Raw genomic sequence first — 21,947 nt, forward strand, 5'->3', positions numbered from 1 at the left:
TCTTTACTTATTATTTTCGCTAAACTTCAAAGCAAGTGATGCTGCACCAATGACCCCTGCCGCATTACCTAATTCAGCTAATTTTATTGATGTGCTGTTTGTTACTTGAGGAAATGTAAACTCTTCGAAATAATGTTGCACTTTTTCAATTAAAAATTCACCTGCAGCAGAGACACCCCCACCAATTACAATATCACTTGGGTTTAACATATTACCAATATTACCACAAGCTAGACCTAAATAAAAACAAACTTTATCTACAACTAGTAATGCAAAATCATCTTCCGTTTTAGCTAAGTCAAAAACATCCTTACTCGTTACCATTTGTCCGTCATCAATCATGTTCTTAAGTTCTGATTCTCCTGAGAATTCCTCAGACATCTCTCTAGCTAGACGAACAATCCCTGTGGCACTAGTGATCGTTTCTAGACAACCCCTTTTACCGCAAGTACAATCAAAACCAGTCGGGTCTACTGTTATATGTCCAATCTCCCCTGCTGCACCAGCTGCTCCATGTAATAAGTGACCCTCAGCGATAATGCCTCCCCCAACACCAGTCCCAAGAGTAATAAGTGTCACATCTGGAGAGTTATTACCAGCACCTTTCCATCTTTCACCAAGAGCTGCAACATTGGCATCATTGTCTAAATCAAAAGGAATACCAAAAGCCTCTTCAATTGGTTTTCTTATTTCTTGAAGCGTCTTCCAATTTAAGTTATAGGCACCTATTACCGTTCCATTTTCTTTATCAACAGTTCCTGGTGTCCCCATGCCAATACCTACAAAGTCACTAGGAGTCATGCCATATAATCCTAACCGATGCTTAATAGAGGCAATGATATCTGGTACAATATGAGAACCTTCATCTTCAATATTGGTCGGAATACTCCACTTTTGTTGAATATCACCTGACTCTGTTAAGATTGCAAATTTTGCTGTCGTCCCACCTAAATCAATTCCTATTAATTTTTTACTCACTTATTTCTCCTCCTGACGTTTTTCTTCATCATGATGCTCACGCTTCAAAACTAACATTGCTTGAATGAAAGTCTCACTATCCAACACACCAACCTCTTCTAGCTGCTTTAATTCTATCATCATCAATTCAATATCCCACAACCGATTGCCTAAATGTATAATAGTTCCATATTTTTTTAGAAGTTGCTGTACATCATAAACTGTTCTCATTTTACCACATCCATTTTCTATATCACTATAATTGATTACTTTTCTTAAAAATTAATATGAAAAACCTTTATATAGACAGAAAATAACTAACCCGATAAATCCTACTAGCGAAAGCAATCGATTGCTTAGTTTTATTTTATGTTTGTAAACATATGGATTGTTAGGTGTGCCTACCATAATCATCAGTAAAACGCCTCCAATTGCCCCACCAATGTGCCCCAACATATCAACACCTGTTGAGAAAATATTCATAATCAAGTTCATAGCAATTAGAAGAGCCATATTTCTTGATAAATGTTGAATAGCAGGATGATTAGGATAAATACGTCCTAATACAATAAAAGCCGCAAAAATACCAAAAATTGATGTACTTGCTCCTGCTGAGATAGAGTAATCTGAACCAAAACCAAAACTTAAAAGATTACCTAAAATACCACTTAAAAGATATACTATAACATATCTCCAGTGACCGATTAAAGGCTCGAGTATTCGACCGACAAAGTATAAACTTAAGGAATTCAATAGAAGATGGAAGAAGCCAATATGCACAAATATCGGTGTAACAAACCGCCAATATTGATGATTAACGATAATTGAATATTTGGTAATAGCACCAAAATTCATTAAAATACTTACATTCTCTGATCCATTCATAATCCCCTTTTTAAGCCCTGTAAGCTCCATTAATATATATATAATTATCTGTATACCTAAAAATAGATAAGTCCAGTATGGACCATTTTTTAACCGCTCCCATGTCACATTAACTTTATTCATCTCTATCTTCTCCCACTTCCAATAATTTCTGTACTAAAATATCATGTGATTCTGGTAAAAATTCTAAGAGTAACTGTTCAGGAAAAACTAAGCTAATGGTATTACCCGAATAGCCAACTAAATACCGGTCATAAAAGCCACCACCAAAACCAACTCTATAACCTTCTTTAGAAAATGCGACTCCGGGTACAATAATTAAATCAATAAAAGATTTGCTGACCTTATGATTAGTGATAGGTTCATAAACGCCAAAATTAGTTTTCTCTATTCTAGTTTCTTTTGTAACTAAATAAAAATCCATTATGCCACCTTTTTTGGTTTTAGGTAAGACAATTTGTTTTTTTTCTAAAAAAGCTCTTTTAACAATGGGTGTTGTATCGCACTCTATTGGCATAGATAACGTTGTGGCAACTACTTTTGCTTCCTGCCACTCTTTACTTGCAAATAACTTCTCATATAAAACTTTTTCCCAAGTATTTTTTTTCATAGAATATTGAGACAACTGATTTAATTTCTCTAATGTCTCTTTCCTGATGTTAGATTTCATAACTTACCTTCTCTCACTTCAAATTCATAAAATCAAAACCTCCAGTGTGAACTGGAGGTTTGTTCTTCGGCTGGAAGCCTCTTTTTCCGGCCTAAGCCTAAAAGGCTTACTGAATGGTTCCCCTCGTGCACCACATTTACTCGCTAATCCTAAAAGGATTACTTATTCAATTCTTTTTGTTTTTTTCTCCTGTAAATGGATCATACTCTTCAAATAACGTAAGTTGATCTGCTACATAATCTTCTTGAATTTTATTTCTTATGTATTCTTCAATTTGTTTTTTATTTCTACCAACTGTGTCTACATAATAACCTCGACACCAAAATTTTCTGTTCCCATAACGATATTTCAATTCTGCATGCCTATCAAAAATCATTAAACTACTTTTACCTTTTAAATACCCTATAAAACTAGAAACACTTAGTTTAGGTGGTATACTTACTAATATATGGATATGATCTTTACAAGCATTCACTTCAATAATTTCAACACCTTTTCTTTCACATAGATCTCGTAATATTTCTCCTATGCTTTTTTTGTACTTTCCATAAATTATTTGGCGTCTATATTTAGGAGCAAAAACTATGTGATACTTACATTTCCATGTTGTGTGTGATAAACTTTGATTGTCCTTTTTCATAAGGAACCTCCTTGTGATTTGATAGTTTGTGGTCGGGAAACCAAATCTATCTTATCATCTTAGGAGGCTTTTTTAATACCACGCTAGAAGCTCTTTAGAACCACCTGCATAGCAGGTGGTTTTCAGTACATATAAAAAAATAGAAGCCTTATGTAAAAAGGCTTCTAGCTTTCCAATATTAATTATTGTTTAATGTCAACTAAGCATCAAGACTTTTTATACAGATATTATAAAAAAAATCATATCATACTTAAGATTTTTAAACAATCAAATTTCTTTGAAGAAAAGTAGATAAAATACTACGGAGTAACTACATTAAATTGTTGTACCTTACTTAATCCAAAAACAACTGGATCAGTATGAGTTAACAACTCTGAATTAAGTGAAATCTTAGATGGGTATGTATCTTGATATGCTGACATATAGTAGTCTAAGTGGGTTAAATCCATCACAAAAGTATACTGTGTATAATCAAAAGTACCATCATCTTTCACTTTAGAACCATACGGAATATCAACTGAAGATAAAACGTGGAACAAGCTATTGATAGCTGATAGCGTATCTTTTCCAGGTTGAGTAAATTCTGCATGAAACACTGTTCTAATGAAGCGAGATTCTGAAGTATAGTCTCCAGGTAGACCTAGTGACCCATTACCTAGTTCTCCAGCATCTGGTTTAAAATTATAAAAATGACTTGCTGGTGTTACTTTATTAGTTAAAAATGAATAATGATTTAAGTTAGCTAAGTGCCATGGATACTCTGGAGAGTTAGTCATAACATGTACTTCGTTATCATAAACTGCCATACCATTTTTTGTAATTTCTACAATTACAGAAGCTCCTGTCTTATCAGAAATAATCCAGTGTAGTGGCACAACAATGTCTAATAAATTATTTTTAACAGCAACTACATTAATGTTTTCGGCTTGTTTCTTAAATTCTTCAACACTGGCAATATTACCTAATACCCAGGTAACAAACTCATGAGGAGCAACATTAATTTTATCTGCTTCTTCATTTGGATTATATTCAGCATAATCACTAAAATAAAGAGCACAAACTGCCAAACCTTTTTCATTTAATCCATCAGCAAAAAAATACTCTTCTAACTTACGACCAGCGCCTAATAGGGCATATTTATTTTCAAAAGTGACGTCAGCTCCAACTTCACTTTTGATGACATAGCCCTTTGGTAAATAAACAGGTGCAGCATCTAACTCAAAAGCAAAGTCCATTGTTCTAGCTAAAAAGTTAGTTTTATCCTGAGATTGATAAATTAATGATGTACACATAAAATGACCCCTATTATTTTGATACATCCATTCTAACATAAGCATAAGCAATAAAAATTCTAGTGTTATAAGCCTTATGATATGACTTGAATATATATGAAGTAAAAATAAAAAAGCTAGAAACCTTAACGCGTAAGGCTTCTAGCTCACAATCATTAAAAATTATTTTGTTTCACGGTGCAGCGTTACCTTACGTTCACGTGGACAATATTTTTTAAGTTCCAAACGATCTGGGTTGTTACGTTTGTTTTTGTTAGAAAGATAATTTCTTTCTTTACATTCTGTACATTCTAATGTGATGTTAATACGCATTATAGTTTCCCTCCGAAAATAAAAATATTCAAGTATCACTTGACACTTGAATATCATAACATGTTTCAAATGAAATATCTATACTTTTTAGAAATTTTGTTAAGGAGTTTTACTTTACAACAAATGACACTTAATTTTGGTTTTGTGTATTATAAACATCATTATATGCATCAATTACTTCTCTTAGTATAATACGATTGATCTCATCATCATCGTCTTTAATTTGTGGAATCATAACACTAACTGCAACTGTTGGGTCATTATAAGGTGCATAGCCTACAATAGTACTATTGATTACTTCAACTACTTTATCTGTTTTTGGATCTACAGCAAATGTTTCAGCTGTACCTGTTTTAGCTGCGATAGGTAAACTGGCACCTTGTAAACGATGACCTGTTCCCATCGGTCCATTTACAACACCATAAAATCCATTCTGAATAATTTCAAACTCAGCATCTTTATCTTCAATCTTACTCATGACTTTTGGTTCAATAGCTTTTATTTCTTTACCTACTTCACCCTTATCATCTGTTCCATAAATACCACCTACAATATGAGGAGCGATTCTTGTTCCACCATTGGCAATAGTAGCAACGTATTGATTAAGTTGCATTGGAGTGTAAGCTTCATAGTTACCAAAAGATAAATCTAGAGCATTACCCATAATTCCTGGTAAATAATTGCCATCTTTATCTGTATAAACTTCATTAATAACACCTACTGATTCATTTGGAATATCAATCCCTGTTTCAGTACCTAAGCCAAACTGATTATACGTTTTTCTTAGTTTATCAAATAAACCCGTATCAAGAGGTAACGTCATTTTTTCAGAATATTCTGTACCAATCAAACCTAAAGCAATTTTCATCATATAAACGTTTGATGATACTTCCAGTGCTTGTTCTGTTGTTAGAGGGATAGAGCTATACTGGTTAAACAATGATGATTTATGAGTGCCATCTTGAAAAATCATTGGCGCATCTATCATAGTCTCATTTCCAGAAATCACCCCGTTTTGGTATCCTGCCATAACAGTAGCACCTTTAATGGAAGAGCCTGGAACAAACGCTTTACTAATTGTTCCAAGAGCGTCATCTTCTAATTTACCAGTTTCCTCATTTTTAGATAACCCTACCATTGACAACACAGCACCTGTCTTAGGGTCTGTGGCTACAACGTATATTCCAGGAGCATAATCAGCCTTACCAGAATTTTGTAAGTAACTAAAATTATTTTCGGCAATCTCTTCAACACGACGTTGGAAATCTAAGTTAATTGTTAATTTTAAGTTGTCACCATTCTCACTTGGCTTAACTTCTTTTTTGGAAATGATTTTTTGATTTTTGTCTGTCGCTATTTCCGACTCACCTTTTTTACCCTTTAGCGTATCTTCATATGATTTTTCTAAGTAACTCAAACCAACACGATCGTTACGTTCATATCCTTTTTTCAAATATTCATCCAATTCATTTTCGGGTAAGCCTTGTTTTTCAGAAGAAACAGTTCCTAAAATCGACCTGATTTGGTCATTTTCTGGATAATCACGGGTCCAATCGGTTCCAACACTAATTCCTGGAATTGTCGCTGCATTCTCTCCAACTTTGGCAATCTCTTGAGGGGTGACACCGTTATTTTTAATAGTAACAGGTTGCAGAGCTGCTGTACTATTAATACGTTTAAACACTGTAGCTCTTCGCATCTCTTCATCATTAAAATTAATTTCGTCATCTGAAACTTTATCAACAACTTTACCATACAAATCTCCCTCAGATAATTGCTCACCCTTTTTATTAACCTTATCACCAACAGTTAATCTTTTTTGAGCAACCATTAAATTCTCAGGATCAGATAGCCAGTAATCTTTTTTATCTCTTTGAGTTAATTTATCTGGTTTTATATCAATTAAATCAACAATTTGTTTGCTTACTTCTCTGATTTCTTCAGCCGTCATACCAACACTTCTAGTAAATAATACTGCTTGGCTAGCTTTATTACCAACTAACAACGTACCATTTGAATCATAAATATTCCCACGTGGGGCTTTTTCTTGAATGACCTTTTTTTGACCACTCACAACAATTTCTTGATATTTTTCTTGATTTTTAATTTGTAAATCAGATAATCTGACAATTAACATTGTAAATAAAATAAATACAATAAAAAATAAAAAATCTAATCTAATCGGCACATGGGATTTTCCTTTTTTACTTTGTTTTTTTCGAAAAGGAAGCCAGCCTTTATTCTTTTGACTCATATATATAAAATCTCCTCATTCACTTATTACTCAAAGGACACACTGCCTTATTAACAAATACGAGTATCTCATTATTTCTTTTCTTTTTCAATGAAAAGTATTCTTCTTTGCATAAATTTTAAAAATGTTTTCATCAAAATCAATTAGTTAGTATTTAATCTATACTTCATCTCTTTACTAGCTGTTATTTTAGAACAAAGATAACTTATTGGGTATTTGTTCCTAAACCAATAGAAAAAGAGATTGGCATAAGAACCAATCTCTTACTTTCATTTTTTTATATAGTTAAGAAAAGCAACCCCACTATCTCACTACTTAAAAATTAATATGTGAGATGGTGTTATCATATTTACTTACTGAAATTTTTCACTTCGACTACAACTGAGTCCACAAACATGTCTACGTTCATAGTTTCTGTTTCTTTACTACCATAACGACGAACATTGACTTCACCATTATCTAACTCTTTATCTCCCACGACAATTTGGTAAGGAATTTTTTGAGTTTGAGATTCACGAATTTTATATCCCATTTTCTCGTTTCTAAGATCCACATCAAAGCGAAGCCCATGAGCATTTAATTTTTCTTTAATACTAAGAGCATAGTCACTATGTAAATCAAGATTAACTGGAATAATTGTTCCTTGAACTGGTGCTAACCAAGTTGGGAAAGCCCCTTTATATACTTCTGTTAAGTAGGCAACAAAGCGCTCCATTGTTGAGACAATTCCTCTATGAATAACCACTGGTCGATGATTATTTTCCCCATCTTCACCTACATAAGTTAAATCAAAACGTTCTGGTAATAAGAAATCTAGCTGAATAGTTGATAATGTTTCTTCAATGCCCATAGCAGTTTTTACCTGCACATCTAGTTTAGGACCATAAAAGGCTGCCTCACCATCTGCTTCAAAATACTCTAACTCCATTTCATCCATGGCTTCTTTTAGCATAAATTGAGCTTTTTTCCACATCTCATCATCATCAAAGTATTTTTCAGTATTATTAGGATCACGGTAGCTTAAACGGAAGCGGTAATCAGTAATATCAAAATCTTCATAAACAGCTATCATAAGTTCTAGTGTACGTTTAAACTCATCTTTGATTTGATCAGGTCTAACAAAAGTATGACCATCATTTAAAGTCATTTCACGAACGCGTTGCAGCCCAGACAAGGCACCAGACTTCTCATAGCGGTGCATCATACCAAGTTCTGCAATACGAATAGGTAACTCACGGTAACTATGAATATCATTTTTATAAACCATCATATGATGTGGACAGTTCATTGGACGCAAGACTAACATCTCACCGTCTCCCATATCCATTGGCGGGAACATATCTTCATGATAATGATCCCAGTGACCACTAGTTTTGTATAATTCTACATCGGCCATAATTGGTGTATAAACATGTTGGTAACCTAAACTTAATTCTTTGTCAGTGATATATCGCTCAATGACACGACGAATTGTCGCACCTTTTGGTAACCAGAAAGGTAGTCCTGAGCCTACTTCTGGACTAATCATAAATAAATCTAGTTCTTTACCTAATTTACGATGATCACGCTCTTTAGCTTCTTCACGCATTTTTAAGTAAGCTTTTAATTCTTTTTTATCAAAAAAGGCTGTACCATACACACGTTGCATCATATCATTATCAGAATCCCCTCTCCAATAAGCACCTGCTACAGATAATAATTTAAAAACTTGAATACGACCAGTAGAAGGCACATGAACCCCGCGGCATAAATCAACAAAGTCACCTTGCTCATAAACTGTAATGACCTCATCTTCTGGTAAGTCAGTAATTAGTTCTACTTTATAAGGATCATCACTAAATAAAGCTAATGCTTCTTCACGTGATAATTCTTTTCTAATAATCGGATTGTTTTCTTTCACAATCTTCATCATCTCAGCTTCGATATCTGCTAAATTCTCTTCAGAGATAACAGCTTCTCCGTTATCAGTATCATAGTAAAAACCATTTTCTATTGCAGGCCCTACTCCAAAATGAATCTCTGGATACAAGCGTTTCATGGCATTTGCCATTAAATGAGCTGCCGAATGACGTAAAATACCTAATGCATCCTCATGATCTGGCGTTACTATTTCAATAGTACCATCTTCAGTAAGTGGTAAAGTTAAATCAACTAACTCACCATTAAATTTACCTGCTAGTGCTTTTTTACCTAAGCTATTACTAATACTTTTAGCAACGTCTTGTGTTGTTACATTTTCCTCAAATTCTTTGACTGCTCCGTCTGGAAATGTTATCTTAATCATTTTTTCTATCTCCTTTTGTTTTATAGAATAAAAAAAGTCCTAGTAAGCCAATTTAGCCTACTAGGACGAATCATCGTGGTTCCACCTAATGTTTTAGATATAAATAAAACTATATCTTCTTAGCGTATTAACGGTACGACCGACTAAGTTTCAACTTAGTATTTCAAAAGTGGTCAACTAATGGACTTATTTAGAAAACTCTCAGTCTAGGTTTTCCTCCCTGTTAAACAGTAATCACTAATTGGTGTCTTTCTCAACAATATATCTATTTACTATATCTCTTATTTAAGCACCTTTAGGTTAATTTTTCAAGTAGCAATATTTAATTTTTTAACTTAAATGTTTTTGGAGCAACTCTTGAGATGACGATGCTACCGATTATGACATATAAAAGTGACACATCTGCAAGAGATACAACATAAATCATGTCAGCTGAATCAATTTGTAAATTAATGATAGCAAAAATATAAAACAAACCATTAGCCCATTTATAAACAGGATTAACAACTTGAAAATTAGTTGTGAATGGTTGCAAAATATAATAAATAAACAACTCATGGAAAGAAAACAACAAAGTTAAGCTTAACATAATAAGTAAGATAACCCATAAAAAAGAGATAGCTTTTGTCCCGACAACAACTATACTTAACACAACAATCCAAAAGAACAAGATAGCATTGACAGCACCGTTATAAATAAAAATCCTTTTCAATCGGTAGAAAAAACTAGAAATGATAACTTGTTTTTGTCTATAAAATGGGTAACTTAGCACAGATACATCACAATTGACAAACATACTTTGAACTACATTTCTTCCTACTGAAATAAAAAAGAAAATATAAAAAAGAAAAGGAATCGCATTGTATAAAACTGTTTCAAAAGAAGTCTCCCCATTTGGTAAGGGAAAAAATAAAGCAAATAAAGTTAATCCCATACCTATGGCACTAATGATAGCAACTTTAATATAAACACCGCGGTTTAAAACACACTTTAAACGTCTAAAAAATAAGGCATTAATATAATCTGTTCCTGATAAATGACTGAAATCTTCATCTTCAATCCGCATAGATTTACTTAAATTTTGACCTTCAACAAAGTTTTTCTGTTTTGTTTTATACACAGTATCTTCATCAGAAAATAATTGAGTCGATGATTGGAATTGACTGTTAACAAAATTCATCATCTTAGTTGACTTAATAAAATGTGTCATTAAGATAGCTGATATAGCTAAGTTAACAATAGAGCCTACACTAAACAAGATGGTCCTTATCCCCCTATTTCTTGTTGGTAGTTAACTAATATAAGACCTATAATAAGGAAGATGGCACTTAACAAGACACTGACCATGATTTTTTTATGAACTTTTGGGACCTAACTGTTAAAACAACATTTAAAAATAACAATAGAAAATTAGTCAAAATATATAGACTAAGACCAAAAATTAAACTTAAAAAAAGATGAGAACTATGACTTAAATAAAGTAACATGATGAGCCCTAGGACAATCAGTAAGGTTCGTCCAAATAAAGATAAAACAGCCTGTTCTTTAAAAAACATAGTTCTACTCACATGAAAATTTTTAATAAATTGTAATTCTTTGTTATCAAACATACCAAAGAACATAGATAAACTTGACCAGATAAATACAAAAAAGATAATCCAAATTAAAAAAGGTGTTGCTTCTTCAATATTAAACATATTACTTAGTAGTATGGGCCATAAAAAACTTAAAATAAAAGGTATAAAAGCCAATAATAATTTGAGCAAAAATGACAAAGCTATTTTGATATAGCTAATCACTCTTTTTAATCCATATTCTGGATAAAGCATCTTAGTTGGAACAAAACGACCAATAATAGGGATTCGCCCAGCAAAATAAATTAAACCATTTGTAAAAATGGATGCTTTATATAATTCTAATTGCCAAAATCGTCTAATCCCTTTTTTTATAAATTCAAACATCTTCTTCCCCGCCTGTATCATGACTAGGTGATGTGACTTTTTGTTCATCACTTCCACTAGACAAACGAGCTACTATTTCTGTTTCAAAATCGTTAGAATGAATTTTTTTAGCATCATACCCAGTTAAGACCCCTTCATGTAACACAACAATCTCATCACATAGGTCTTGAGCAAGTTGGAGAATATGTGTTGAGAAAATAACAATCGAGTCTTGCTTTATAGATAGAATTAACTCTTTGATATCATGAGCTGCCACAACATCAAAACTAGTTAAAGGCTCATCTAGTAACAAAATAGGTGGTTGAATCATAATTGTAGCAATCATTTGTACTTTATTTTTCATACCATGGGAGTAATCTTTTAATAAACGGTGATGATCTTGTTTTTTATTCCAATTTTTTCTAAATAATACTCTGGACTCTCAACGTGTGTCATACTATTTCCATTCATATCAATAAAAAATTTGATAAATTCATAACCTGTCATAAAATCAGGAATATTAGGGACTGCTTGAACTAATCCCACTTTAGTATCAGCATAATCCTCTAACTTACCGTCCACTTGTAAAACTAGTTCGCCAGAATCAATAGATATATCCTTTGACATACAATTAAATAAAGTCGTCTTCCCAGCCCCATTACGGCCTAGCAACCCGTAAATTTTTCCTTTCTCAAAGGTAAAACTTGCTTGATCTAAAATCATTTTACCATCAAATGTTTTAATTAAATCTTTAATGATTAACTCCATGTTAATACTCCCCTAAACCCATATTTTTTATTAGTATATCATAAAGTGATATACTAAAATAGCGATAAGTTTAGCTATTATCATCTTAATTATTAGACTATAATAATGATATTAAGTATAGAAAGAAGAGGATATAAATGAAAATTGGAATAATTGGTGCAGGTCATATGGGGTCTGCCATGATTAAAGGTTGGATAAACTCTAAACAAGTAGAGGCAAAAAATATTTCAGTAAAAGGTGGAAAAAGTTTAACTGCTAGTCATTTACAAAAGGAACTTGATTTTACATTAATAAATCAGTATGAAGACTTACAAAAAATGGATATTATTTTTCTAGCAACACCAACACCTGTTATCTTACCTGTTTTAAACGAATTGGCTCCCTTCATAATGGATAATAAAATACCTGTTGTATCAGTGTCTGCAGGGGTAAGTACACAGGAATTACAGCAAGTAGTTCCTAATCACCCAGTTGCTCAAGCTATACCTAATACACCTGTTCAAATCAATCAAGGAATCACTGGAATCGTTTACGGAAAGAATCTAGCAGATAGTCAAAAAGAAATAATCAATCACAGTTTATCCTTATTAGGTAATGTTCAGGAAGTACGTCCTGATAATATTGCTATTTTTGGCACTCTAGCAGGTTGTGGACCAGCTTTTGTAGATGTGTTTATTGAGGCTTTAGGTGATGGAGCTTGTCTACATGGAATGGATAGAGAAATGGCTTATAAAGTAGCTGCAAGTATGATTAAAGGCACAGCTGAGTTGTTACTAAGAACACAAGATCATCCAGCTCAGTTAAAAGATAACGTCGCTTCACCTGGTGGCACAACAATTAAAGGATTAGTTGCCCTTGAAAAAGAAGGATTTCGTTATGCAACAATCCAAGGAATAAACACGATTATGTCAAATGAATAATTTGAAAATCTGTCTATTAAATCCTTGATTAGGTAATCGTGTTTTCTTTTTATTTTTGAGTGATGAATATTTAAATTTTTCCAGTTTTTCGTAATTTTTATTAAATAACTCACAGAAAAACTATTATTTATACATCTTTTTGATATAATAACACTATTAATAAAATAATTGGAGGTGGAGTATGGCCGTATTAGAAGCGACGATTTTATTAATTCTATTAGTAATCATTTCTAATATTATCAGTCATTATTTAGTATCTATTCCAACAGCATTAATTGAAATTGCCGTTGGTGTTATTGCCGCAGTAACCCTAAACCTAACTATCGAACTTCAAACAGATTGGTTTATGTTACTTTTGGTTGCCCCGTTGTTATACAGCGATGCCAAGCATTTCCCAAAGAAAGAATTATGGGAGCTTCGGGTTCCTATCTTTGCTAATGCTATTTTACTTGTTTTTATCACCACAATTGCTGGAGGGTATTTGATTAATGCCTTTATTCCAGAAGTATCCCTTCCTCTTGCCTTTGCCTTAGCTGCTGTTTTATCTCCAACTGACCCAGTAGCTGTACAAGGGATTGCTGAACAGGTTAAGTTACCCAAGAAAATTCTAAGCTTAATTAGTGGTGAGAGTTTAATTAATGATGCCAGTGGATTAATTGCCTTTAAATATGCCCTAGCAGCCTTTTTAACAGGTTATTTTTCCTTACAACAAGCTGCTGGAGACTTTTTATATGTGACGTTCTTTGGTGTTGTCATCGGTCTTGTTTTAGCAAGAGTCATCTATTTAATTCAAGTGTCATTATTAAGACAAGGCATACAAGATGTGGTGTTACACTCTTTAATTCAAGTTCTAACACCATTTGTTATTTTTATCGCAGCTGAGGTGATTCATGCCTCTGGTGTTATCGCAGTTGTTGTAGCTGGTGTTGTTGCTATTCAACAAGAGCCTCTTTACAAACGCGGACCATTTTCTGAAATTCAAATTGTTACAAATAAATTATGGGATATTTTAATTTATTTACTAAACGGTATTGTTTTCGTTGTTTTAGGAGCTATTCTACCGTTTGTAATGCATGCTGCTATTATCAATCCAAGTATTAATAATGGGTTATTAATCTTATATGTTATCATTATTTGGTTAATCTTAATGATAATTCGTACGCTTTGGTCTTACGCGTACATGTGGTATGACCACATTCGTACATCAAAATCTAAAGAAACAAAACCTAAATTTTCAACAGCTGTCTTAACTGGATTAACTGGTGTTAGGGGTGCCGTTACGATGGCAATGGTGTTGTCTATTCCTTTCTTTTTACCAGATGGCGAAATTTTCCAAGAACGCTATTTGATTATTTTCCTAGCCAGTGGTGTTATTTTAATGAGTTTACTAGTTGCTGTTGTGACTATTCCCTTCTTTACAAAACAAAAGAAACGTATTATTTTAACAGGGGATGATGTGTTTCAAGAAATTCAACACAAAGAAGATGATAACTCAGCGCTTCCTGAAGTAGAAGCTCGTAAGTTAATGACTAAAAAAGTGATTAGTATGCTTAGATCTGAGCAAGATAGTGACAATCGCGTGGTTGTTAACGACCTACTTCGAGACTTTGATAAACAACTTCGCTTCCTTTATTTAGATGATGATTCAACTTCTAATGAGTTTTATCATGATTTAGAAACTCAATATCGTAAAATTGCGGTTGAAAGTGAAAAAAAAGGAGCTATTGAGGTTATTGAAGCTAATAACTTACCAAAACAATTAACTAAAAATTATCTTGAGATGCTTGATTATAAAATGCGAGCTCACTCAACTAATTTTAAAATTTTGTTTAGACAATATATGTACCGAACTAGAAGAAAAACCAAACGGCTTGTGTTTCAAACTTTCCTGAAAAAACAAAAGCACTCAGATGATGCTGTCAAAAATATTACCACACTTGAAACAGACAGTTCAAAATATGCAGTGAGAGTCTTAAAAGAGTTAAAAGATGATCTTGATCAAAATGATCGTTACTTCATTTTAAAAAGTAATATTATAAATCAAATCATCATGGAATATGAAAGTAAAATTAATCGAATTAAAAACTACCGATTACGACAAGAAGATCAATATCAAACACTTTATCAAGATTACTTCTTACGTGCTTTAGATGAGGAGAGAACTGTGATTCAGACTCTTTTAGAACAAGGAAGAATCTCACCAGATTTAGCAAGTCTTTTAAGGCAATCTGTTAATTATAGTGAGACATCTTTCCTACAAGGAAGTTTAAGCGAAGAGTAAATAAAAAAGAGTTAACCCGTTTTATAAAATGTACCCTATGTCAAGGACATAATAAAAAAGAGTTCGTCTGTCATCAAGATGATTTCCTAAAGAGGAAGTCATCTTTTTTATGTGCATAACGATTCATAGTAGCTCTGCGGCGTCATTCTGTTTAGTGTCCACTGACCACGGTAATGATTGTAGTAATCCATGTAGTCGTCTACTTCTGTGACAACATCATCATAAGTCACACAGGCGTCAAGATTTAGTTCATCTTTCATATGACCATAAAAGGATTCTTGCGGTGCATTGTCCCAGCAGTTGCCCCTACGGGACATTGATTGAATTAAACCTAGTTCTTTCACTCGCGATTGAAATCCATTGGATGTATAGTGACATCCTTGATCAGAATGAATGAGAGCAGTTGACTCTTCTCTGTTCGTTAGATACGGAGTCAAATCTTCTAATGTTTCTAAAACAAAATCAAGTTTTAAGTTTGGTGAAACACGATAAGCTACAATTTCTTTTGTACAACTATCTTTAATTGTTGAAAGATAAGCATGCTTATTTTGATAATGTAGATAGGTGATATCTGTCAAAAATATCTTTCTAGGTTTTGGTGGATTGAATTGGCGATTAAGATGGTTTGGATGATGGTTACTAGTGCCGAGTGTTTTTGCCATTCGTCGATAAGGATTTGCTTTTCTGATAGGACAAACAAGATTAAATTTTTTCATTAAACGTCTAATCTTTTTTAGGTTCATGACTGTATTAAAGTATTTTTCTAATGTCATCTTGATTAAACGAGCACCTTTATTTCGGTTCTTGAATCGGTATGCTTCTAGAATCAAGGTATAGTCTGAGTAATCTTGGTGATTTTTAATAGAGGCCTCTAAGCATGTTTGGAGGTAATGATAGTAACCCGAACGAGACACTCCTGCTAGCTGGCACAGGTGCTTCACCTGTGTTACTTTCTGATGTTTCTCTCTGAGTCTTCTTATGACTTCGAATTTTTCGTGGACCGTGAGTTTGCTTTCCAAATCGCCTCTCTCTCTGCTTGTTCTAGCTTTTTTAAAAAATCATTTTCAGCTTTTAGATAAGCCACTTCTGCTTTTAAGCGTTTTAATTCTTCTTTTTCAGTTAACTCTTTGTGTCTTGGGCGACCACTATTGCCAAGTCGTAAATCTTCTAGATTTTCTCCTTGTTTTGCTTTTTCGCGCCACCTGTGGCTGGCAGTATTAATTCTACGCTGTTTCAACACAGTAATATCAAATCCAGCATCACTAAAAATTTGATGAGGTAACTGCCCTTCAGAGTGTTTGAGCACAAATAATTCTTTAAATTCTTTTGTGTAAGTTATCGAAGAACTGCTCACTCGTTTGACATATGGATTTTGTTTTAACTCTTCAATTTCTTCAGTGGTAAATTTATTAATACCCATTTTAGTCACGTCCTTTTTATTTATCATATAAAATACCCCATAGAAGGCACGCTTTTTTTCGTGTCCAATCTATAGGGTACATTTTAATTGGGTTAACTCTTTTTTATTCATCATTTTCAGTAGTTGCCTCTTCAGTATAGGTCATAAGCACCTTTCTAGGCTTACTTCCCTCACTAGCACCTACTACACCATGTTCTTCTAATTCATCAATCAGTCTAGCAGCACGGTTATACCCAATTCTAAAACGACGTTGTAAAAGAGAAATACTTGCTGTCTGCATTTCAATAATCAAAGCCTTTGCCTCTTCATAATACTCGTCTGTTGACTCTTGTGAAGTAGCACTTGAAACATCTTCTGTTGGTATCATATCTTCTTGATAATCAGCACCTTGTTGAGTGGTAACAAATTCGACAATATGCTCCACTTCTTCATCTGAAATAAAAGCTCCTTGGACACGAATAGGTTTATTTTCACCCATAGGCATAAATAACATATCACCTCGTCCAAGTAACTTCTCAGCTCCATTGCTATCGATAATAGTCCTTGAATCAATTCCACTTGAAACTGCAAATGCAATTCTAGATGGCACGTTTGCTTTAATTATCCCTGTAATAACATCTACACTAGGCCTTTGTGTAGCTAAAATCATATGAATGCCTGCTGCCCTTGCCATCTGTGCCAGGCGAATAATAGCATCTTCCACTTCATTACTAGCTACCATCATTAAATCAGCTAATTCATCTACAATCACCACAATATACGGTAGTGGGGCTTTTTTGTCTCCTGTTTGCTGGTTATGTTTTTTTACCATATCATTATAACCTGTCATATTTCTTACACCAAAACCAGCAAATAATTCATAACGTCTCTCCATCTCTTCAACTACTTTTTGTAAAGCTTGAGCTGCTTTTCTTGGATTTGTCACAACAGGTGCTAGTAGATGAGGAATACCATTATAAACATTGAGCTCTACCATTTTTGGATCAATCATCATAAGCTTCACTTCATTTGGTTTAGCTTTCATCAAGATACTAGAGATAATAGTGTTAATACAAACCGATTTACCACTACCAGTTGAACCAGCAATCAACAAATGAGGCATCTTAGTTAAATCTGCCACTGTTACATCTCCTGATATACTTCTTCCTAACGGTACTTCTAAAAGTAACTCTTCATGATTATCATCTGATTCGACAACATCTCTAAAGGAAACCATACTTGTTGTTTGATTAGGTACTTCTATCCCAATTAGTGATTTACCAGGTATTGGTGCTTCCATTCTGATATCTTTTGCTGCTAAAGCTAAAGCTAAATCATCTGTCAGACTGACAACCTTACTTACCTTGACACCAATTGCAGGTTGAATTTCAAATCTTGTCACAGATGGACCTAAACTTGCTCTGACAACTTTGGCATCTACACCAAAACTGTTAAATGTTTTTTCCAAAACGGCTACATTTTTTTCTACCAATTTATATTCAGCCTGTTGATCAGTTAACGGAATGGCACTAAGTAATTCAACAGGTGGCAATTCATAATTTAGGTTTTCCTCGTCTGGTAAATCTAAAAACATAGGCTGCTCGTCAGTCATCTCATTAACTTCTTTTTGAGGCCGTTCTATCGTAGCTTGCTCTTTTTGCTTGTATTGATCTTGATAATTATCAATCTCCAGTACAGTTTGACCAGACTCTTCTTGGATAACTATCCCTTCTTCTTCCACCACTACTTGAGGTACTTTAGATACTTTATTATTTTCAGTAAGTTTCTTCTTCTCTTTCAGTTTTGACTTCTTTTTTTTTTCTTCAGAGACCTCTTGTTTCTTTTTATCAATGGTTGTAAATAAAGAACTACCCCATTCTGAAAATTTATTCATAACATCAGTAATACCAACATTTGCAACTAATAGAACCCCAATAGTCATACCTAAAAAAGAGATAACATAAGAGCCTAATTTTGAAACTAGAAAGTAAGTTACCGTATATAAAAGAGCACCTATCATCCCACCACCTACTGACTGGGTAATATTATTCACTCTCACATCACTAACAATTTTTTCCCAAGTTAAACCTAATATATTTGTACTACGACTAATTTGTTTAAAAAGTCCAATCTCAATAAATAGTAAAAAGCTAAAATAAAAAACAAATAGTCCAACCATAATAGACTTTCGCTTAAATTTTGGGTCTTTCCCCATTAGAAGTATTAACACACCATACAATACTAAAAAGATTGACATAATAAGATACGTATTACCAACTAAAGCACGAAATACATTTGCAATAAACATCCCTAAAAAGCCTAATTTTAAACCACCAATAATGCCAAATACTATAAAGGCTATTCCAATAATAAAATAAGTCACTTTTTCATTTTGTTGTTTCTGCTTTTTCGTTGGTGCTTTTTTCTTTTTCTTAGCCACATCTGCACCTCCACATTTATCTTCATTCATTATACTATATAAAAAAATTTTTTTCTCCATTTTTAAGCTCCAAATAGAAGTATAAAGATTAACAACATATCATTATTTTTTTAACTATACTATCGTCACAAAAGTATTTATATCGTCATGTAGACGTAAAGAAAAGAGGTTAACTTTTCGTCAACCTCTTTTGCCAAAATTGAAAATAACTATTCTTTTTCCATAGCTGCCTTTAAAGCAAGAGCTAAAGGACTCTCCATTTCTTCAGCTTGATTATATTTCTTCACAAGCTTTCTTTCTTCATGCTTCGACATTTTTTTCTTGCCTTTTTTACCCTTTTCAAGCTTTTCTGTATACTGACATCCGCTACATTTGAAATATGAGCCATTTTTATTTTCTAAAATCGCCATTTTTTTCTTACATTGCGGACAGCGCTTATTAGAAACTTTTGGATCTTTTCTTCTACTGTATCGACAAGAATCACTACTACAGACATATATTTTACCATCTCTTGTACGTTTTTCACGTAATGGTGATTGACAATCTGGACATGGTTTGCTTGTTAGAGCATGATCTACATATTTATCTTCACTAGTTTTAATCTCATTAACCAAACGAGTTGTCTCTTTTTCAATTCCCTTAATAAAAGTATCACTTTTTAATTTACCTTGAGCAATCTTCTCTAATGATAATTCCCATTCTTGGGTTAGCTCTGGCGTAACTAAAGACGGATTCACTAGTTTTAACAATTGTTTCCCCTTTGGTGTCACACTTAATTTATTAGATTGTCTTTCCATAAGTTCAGAGCTGATTAATTTTTCAATAATCTCAGCACGAGTTGCAGGTGTACCTAAATTATGTTTTTCCATACCACCTAATAGACTACTTTCTGATAAAGGCGGCTGAGGTGAGGTGACTTCCTTATTAATAATAAATTGTCCCTCTATCTTATCACCTACTGATGCTTTAATTGTATTCTTTGGTAACGCATCTTTTAATTTCCAACCAGCTTCAAGTACTCGTGAGTGTTTAAATATAAAAGTAGAATCATTGATAGTAGCTTCTATCGTTTCATGACGAGTGATATTGGCATTTAAAAATAAACCTAAGAAACGCTCAACAATCATTTGATAGATACGCATCTCATCATTATCTAATTTTTCAAGCCTTGCTACTTGCTCGGTCGGAATTAAACCATGATGGTCTGTCACTTTACTATTCTGGAATACTTTTGTTTGTTTTACTACAGCACCTTGTTTAACTAAAGGTTTCACAATTTGTGGAGCCATTTGCATCATAGCTGATAATCTCTCACTCATAGTTTGTTTCATATCAGTCGTTAGATACTTAGAGTCTGTCCTAGGATAGGTAACAATTTTATGAATCTCATATAACCGTTGAACAAGAGATAAAGTTTTTTTAGCTGAATACTGATATCTAGCATTAGCTTCACGCTGAATTTCGGTTAAATCATATGGAAGTGGTGCATATTCTTTCTTTTCCTTAACAGATATATTGGTAACCTTAACTGGTTTTCCTTTAAAACTCGTTACAAGATTTTCAATATCTTGTCTATTTTTATATTGTTTTGGATTTTTTAATTGCAGTCTTCCCTTAACTCCCATACTCTCTAAATCAAGAGTGAAGTAATTTTCAGGTTTGAATGTTTCAATTTTCTCCTCTTGGCGGCGAACCATTGCAAGAGTTGGTGTTTGTACTCTACCAGCAGACAGACTATCTTTGTATTTGACCGTCAAAGCACGGGTTACATTTAAGCCAACTAACCAGTCTGCCTCTGCACGAGCTAGAGCTGAAGCATATAGATCATCATAATCTTTTGCTGGTTTTAATTGATTAAATCCTTGCTTAATTGCTTTATCTGTTTGTGATGATATCCATAAACGTTTCACTGGTTTTTTAAATTTAACATATTGTAAAATCCACCTTGCTACAAGTTCACCCTCACGTCCAGCATCAGTTGCTATCACTGCCTCAGAAACATCTTGACGATTGGCAAGTTGACTAATGGCTTTCAGTTGAGGACGTGTTTTTGGTAAAGGTTTAATCCCTACTTTTTTAGGAATCATTGGTAGAGAGTTCATCTCCCACTGAGCCCAAGCCGAATTATAATCCTCTGGCATCTTAAGTCCTAACAAATGACCTAATGCCCATGTAACTATCACATTTTTTCCCTCAATATAATTTTTAGTTTTATTAGTTGCCCCTAGAACTTTGGCTATATCTCTGGCAACACTTGGCTTTTCCGCTATAATTAACTGCTTCATTTGTTATGTTTTCCTCCATATTAAGTTTTTTATAGTCTTTTAATAACATTAATCCTCTAAATGCTTGTAAATCTTCATCACAGTCTTCACAAAAAATCATATCTCCCTGATTCCAAAAAGCAACTAAATACGGATTTTTACATTTTGTTTCCTCAAAATCAATGGCTAGTTTTTTATTTAGCTCTAAAAATAAGTCTTCAGCTTCTTCCAGTGTGTCAAACTCAGCTTCTTCTATAATGTCTTTTTCCCAGTCATCAAAAAACCACCACGGTTCATCATTTCCATATATTTGAATAACTTGATACATCTTTTTCGCCTCTTTCACATAATCTCATACGTCTAGATTATTTGAAATATCAGAGATTGACAAATAATACGACTTAACTAGTTTATCTTTTGTTAGTTTGTGAAACAAGGCTATTTCATATTATCTTTCTTTCAAATTTTCCTCATAGGCATGTAATGCTAATAAAACTTGTTCCCTATTTTTTATTATACATGTATACAAATCCCATCTGTCTCTTATTATCTAGTGTAAAATCATACTGGCTAAATCCCGTTATCTCACCTAAATCTTTTGAAGTTAAGTGATACTGATTGACATAATCACTTAACTTTTT

General features: G+C 33.3%; 16 protein-coding genes and 2 pseudogenes. 2 read left to right on the plus strand and 16 right to left on the minus strand.

Annotation, left to right across the window (positions count from 1 at the left end):
- Positions 1 to 3: 3 nt before the first annotated feature.
- From VSF34_RS06015 to VSF34_RS06070, 12 genes and pseudogenes are all read right to left on the minus strand, one after another.
- The gene (locus tag VSF34_RS06015) at positions 4 to 978 is read right to left on the minus strand and encodes an ROK family glucokinase (protein WP_326716454.1); all 975 of its coding nucleotides are present in this window, start codon (positions 976 to 978) and stop codon (positions 4 to 6) included.
- Positions 979 to 1,188, minus strand: a complete 210-nt coding sequence (locus tag VSF34_RS06020; RefSeq protein ID WP_326716455.1) for a YqgQ family protein — start codon at positions 1,186 to 1,188, stop codon at positions 979 to 981.
- A gap of 51 nt (positions 1,189 to 1,239) precedes the next feature.
- Complete coding sequence (locus VSF34_RS06025; protein ID WP_326716456.1) at positions 1,240 to 1,965, minus strand: rhomboid family intramembrane serine protease; 726 nt, start codon at positions 1,963 to 1,965, stop codon at positions 1,240 to 1,242.
- Positions 1,958 to 2,452 carry a 5-formyltetrahydrofolate cyclo-ligase gene (locus VSF34_RS06030; RefSeq protein WP_326716457.1) on the minus strand — a complete coding sequence of 165 codons (495 nt, stop codon included), beginning with the start codon at positions 2,450 to 2,452 and terminating at the stop codon, positions 1,958 to 1,960. The genes VSF34_RS06025 and VSF34_RS06030 overlap by 8 nt, the downstream gene beginning before the upstream one ends.
- A 226-nt stretch (positions 2,453 to 2,678) precedes the next feature.
- Positions 2,679 to 3,152, minus strand: a complete 474-nt coding sequence (tnpA, locus tag VSF34_RS06035) for an IS200/IS605 family transposase (protein ID WP_326716458.1) — start codon at positions 3,150 to 3,152, stop codon at positions 2,679 to 2,681.
- Positions 3,153 to 3,451: 299 nt separating this feature from the next.
- Entirely contained in the window at positions 3,452 to 4,444 is a 993-nt protein-coding gene (locus VSF34_RS06040; RefSeq protein WP_326716459.1) for a linear amide C-N hydrolase, read from the minus strand.
- Positions 4,445 to 4,606: 162 nt separating this feature from the next.
- On the minus strand, positions 4,607 to 4,756 hold the full coding sequence (rpmG, locus tag VSF34_RS06045) for a 50S ribosomal protein L33 (RefSeq protein ID WP_326716460.1): 150 nt from the start codon (positions 4,754 to 4,756) through the stop codon (positions 4,607 to 4,609).
- 130 nt (positions 4,757 to 4,886) lie between these two features.
- On the minus strand, positions 4,887 to 7,010 hold the full coding sequence (locus tag VSF34_RS06050) for a penicillin-binding transpeptidase domain-containing protein (protein ID WP_326716461.1): 2,124 nt from the start codon (positions 7,008 to 7,010) through the stop codon (positions 4,887 to 4,889).
- 349 nt (positions 7,011 to 7,359) lie between these two features.
- On the minus strand, positions 7,360 to 9,294 hold the full coding sequence (gene thrS / locus VSF34_RS06055; RefSeq protein WP_326716462.1) for a threonine--tRNA ligase: 1,935 nt from the start codon (positions 9,292 to 9,294) through the stop codon (positions 7,360 to 7,362).
- Between the two features lie 322 nt (positions 9,295 to 9,616).
- Positions 9,617 to 10,552 (minus strand): hypothetical protein, encoded by a 936-nt coding sequence (locus tag VSF34_RS06060; RefSeq protein ID WP_326716463.1) that lies wholly within the window; start codon positions 10,550 to 10,552, stop codon positions 9,617 to 9,619.
- 70 nt (positions 10,553 to 10,622) lie between these two features.
- Positions 10,623 to 11,255 carry a hypothetical protein gene (locus VSF34_RS06065; protein WP_326716464.1) on the minus strand — a complete coding sequence of 211 codons (633 nt, stop codon included), beginning with the start codon at positions 11,253 to 11,255 and terminating at the stop codon, positions 10,623 to 10,625.
- A pseudogene (locus VSF34_RS06070) lies at positions 11,248 to 12,002 on the minus strand (ABC transporter ATP-binding protein). The gene VSF34_RS06065 and the pseudogene VSF34_RS06070 overlap by 8 nt, the downstream one beginning before the upstream one ends.
- A gap of 137 nt (positions 12,003 to 12,139) precedes the next feature.
- Between VSF34_RS06070 and proC the strand changes: the two are divergent.
- The gene (gene proC, locus VSF34_RS06075) at positions 12,140 to 12,922 is read left to right on the plus strand and encodes a pyrroline-5-carboxylate reductase (protein WP_326716465.1); all 783 of its coding nucleotides are present in this window, start codon (positions 12,140 to 12,142) and stop codon (positions 12,920 to 12,922) included.
- 181 nt (positions 12,923 to 13,103) lie between these two features.
- Positions 13,104 to 15,203, plus strand: a complete 2,100-nt coding sequence (locus tag VSF34_RS06080) for a Na+/H+ antiporter (protein ID WP_326716466.1) — start codon at positions 13,104 to 13,106, stop codon at positions 15,201 to 15,203.
- Positions 15,204 to 15,310: 107 nt separating this feature from the next.
- Here VSF34_RS06080 and VSF34_RS06085 read toward each other — a convergent pair.
- From VSF34_RS06085 to VSF34_RS06100, 4 genes and pseudogenes are all read right to left on the minus strand, one after another.
- A pseudogene (locus VSF34_RS06085) lies at positions 15,311 to 16,623 on the minus strand (IS3 family transposase).
- Between the two features lie 103 nt (positions 16,624 to 16,726).
- Positions 16,727 to 19,072 carry a DNA translocase FtsK gene (locus VSF34_RS06090; RefSeq protein WP_326716467.1) on the minus strand — a complete coding sequence of 782 codons (2,346 nt, stop codon included), beginning with the start codon at positions 19,070 to 19,072 and terminating at the stop codon, positions 16,727 to 16,729.
- Positions 19,073 to 19,251: 179 nt separating this feature from the next.
- Complete coding sequence (locus VSF34_RS06095) at positions 19,252 to 21,327, minus strand: DNA topoisomerase 3 (protein ID WP_326716468.1); 2,076 nt, start codon at positions 21,325 to 21,327, stop codon at positions 19,252 to 19,254.
- Positions 21,257 to 21,634, minus strand: coding sequence for a DUF1033 family protein (locus VSF34_RS06100; protein WP_326716469.1), 378 nt, complete (start codon positions 21,632 to 21,634; stop codon positions 21,257 to 21,259). Before VSF34_RS06100 ends, VSF34_RS06095 begins: the two co-directional genes overlap by 71 nt.
- Between the last annotated feature and the right edge of the window lie 313 nt (positions 21,635 to 21,947).

It is taken from the genome of Vagococcus jeotgali, assembly GCF_035918315.1.
Classification (GTDB): domain Bacteria; phylum Bacillota; class Bacilli; order Lactobacillales; family Vagococcaceae; genus Vagococcus; species Vagococcus jeotgali.

What these genes read in the sequence shown, in the direction of transcription:
- VSF34_RS06020 (WP_326716455.1), bottom strand. Translation starts at nt 1,188, where the DNA reads ATGAGAACAGTTTATGATGTACAGCAACTTCTAAAAAAATATGGAACT.
- VSF34_RS06025 (WP_326716456.1), bottom strand. Translation starts at nt 1,965, where the DNA reads ATGAATAAAGTTAATGTGACATGGGAGCGGTTAAAAAATGGTCCATAC.
- VSF34_RS06030 (WP_326716457.1), bottom strand. Translation starts at nt 2,452, where the DNA reads ATGAAAAAAAATACTTGGGAAAAAGTTTTATATGAGAAGTTATTTGCA.
- tnpA (WP_326716458.1), bottom strand. Translation starts at nt 3,152, where the DNA reads ATGAAAAAGGACAATCAAAGTTTATCACACACAACATGGAAATGTAAG.
- VSF34_RS06040 (WP_326716459.1), bottom strand. Translation starts at nt 4,444, where the DNA reads ATGTGTACATCATTAATTTATCAATCTCAGGATAAAACTAACTTTTTA.
- rpmG (WP_326716460.1), bottom strand. Translation starts at nt 4,756, where the DNA reads ATGCGTATTAACATCACATTAGAATGTACAGAATGTAAAGAAAGAAAT.
- VSF34_RS06050 (WP_326716461.1), bottom strand. Translation starts at nt 7,010, where the DNA reads ATGAGTCAAAAGAATAAAGGCTGGCTTCCTTTTCGAAAAAAACAAAGT.
- thrS (WP_326716462.1), bottom strand. Translation starts at nt 9,294, where the DNA reads ATGATTAAGATAACATTTCCAGACGGAGCAGTCAAAGAATTTGAGGAA.
- VSF34_RS06065 (WP_326716464.1), bottom strand. Translation starts at nt 11,255, where the DNA reads ATGTTTGAATTTATAAAAAAAGGGATTAGACGATTTTGGCAATTAGAA.
- proC (WP_326716465.1), top strand. Translation starts at nt 12,140, where the DNA reads ATGAAAATTGGAATAATTGGTGCAGGTCATATGGGGTCTGCCATGATT.
- VSF34_RS06080 (WP_326716466.1), top strand. Translation starts at nt 13,104, where the DNA reads ATGGCCGTATTAGAAGCGACGATTTTATTAATTCTATTAGTAATCATT.
- VSF34_RS06090 (WP_326716467.1), bottom strand. Translation starts at nt 19,072, where the DNA reads ATGAATGAAGATAAATGTGGAGGTGCAGATGTGGCTAAGAAAAAGAAA.
- VSF34_RS06095 (WP_326716468.1), bottom strand. Translation starts at nt 21,327, where the DNA reads ATGAAGCAGTTAATTATAGCGGAAAAGCCAAGTGTTGCCAGAGATATA.
- VSF34_RS06100 (WP_326716469.1), bottom strand. Translation starts at nt 21,634, where the DNA reads ATGTATCAAGTTATTCAAATATATGGAAATGATGAACCGTGGTGGTTT.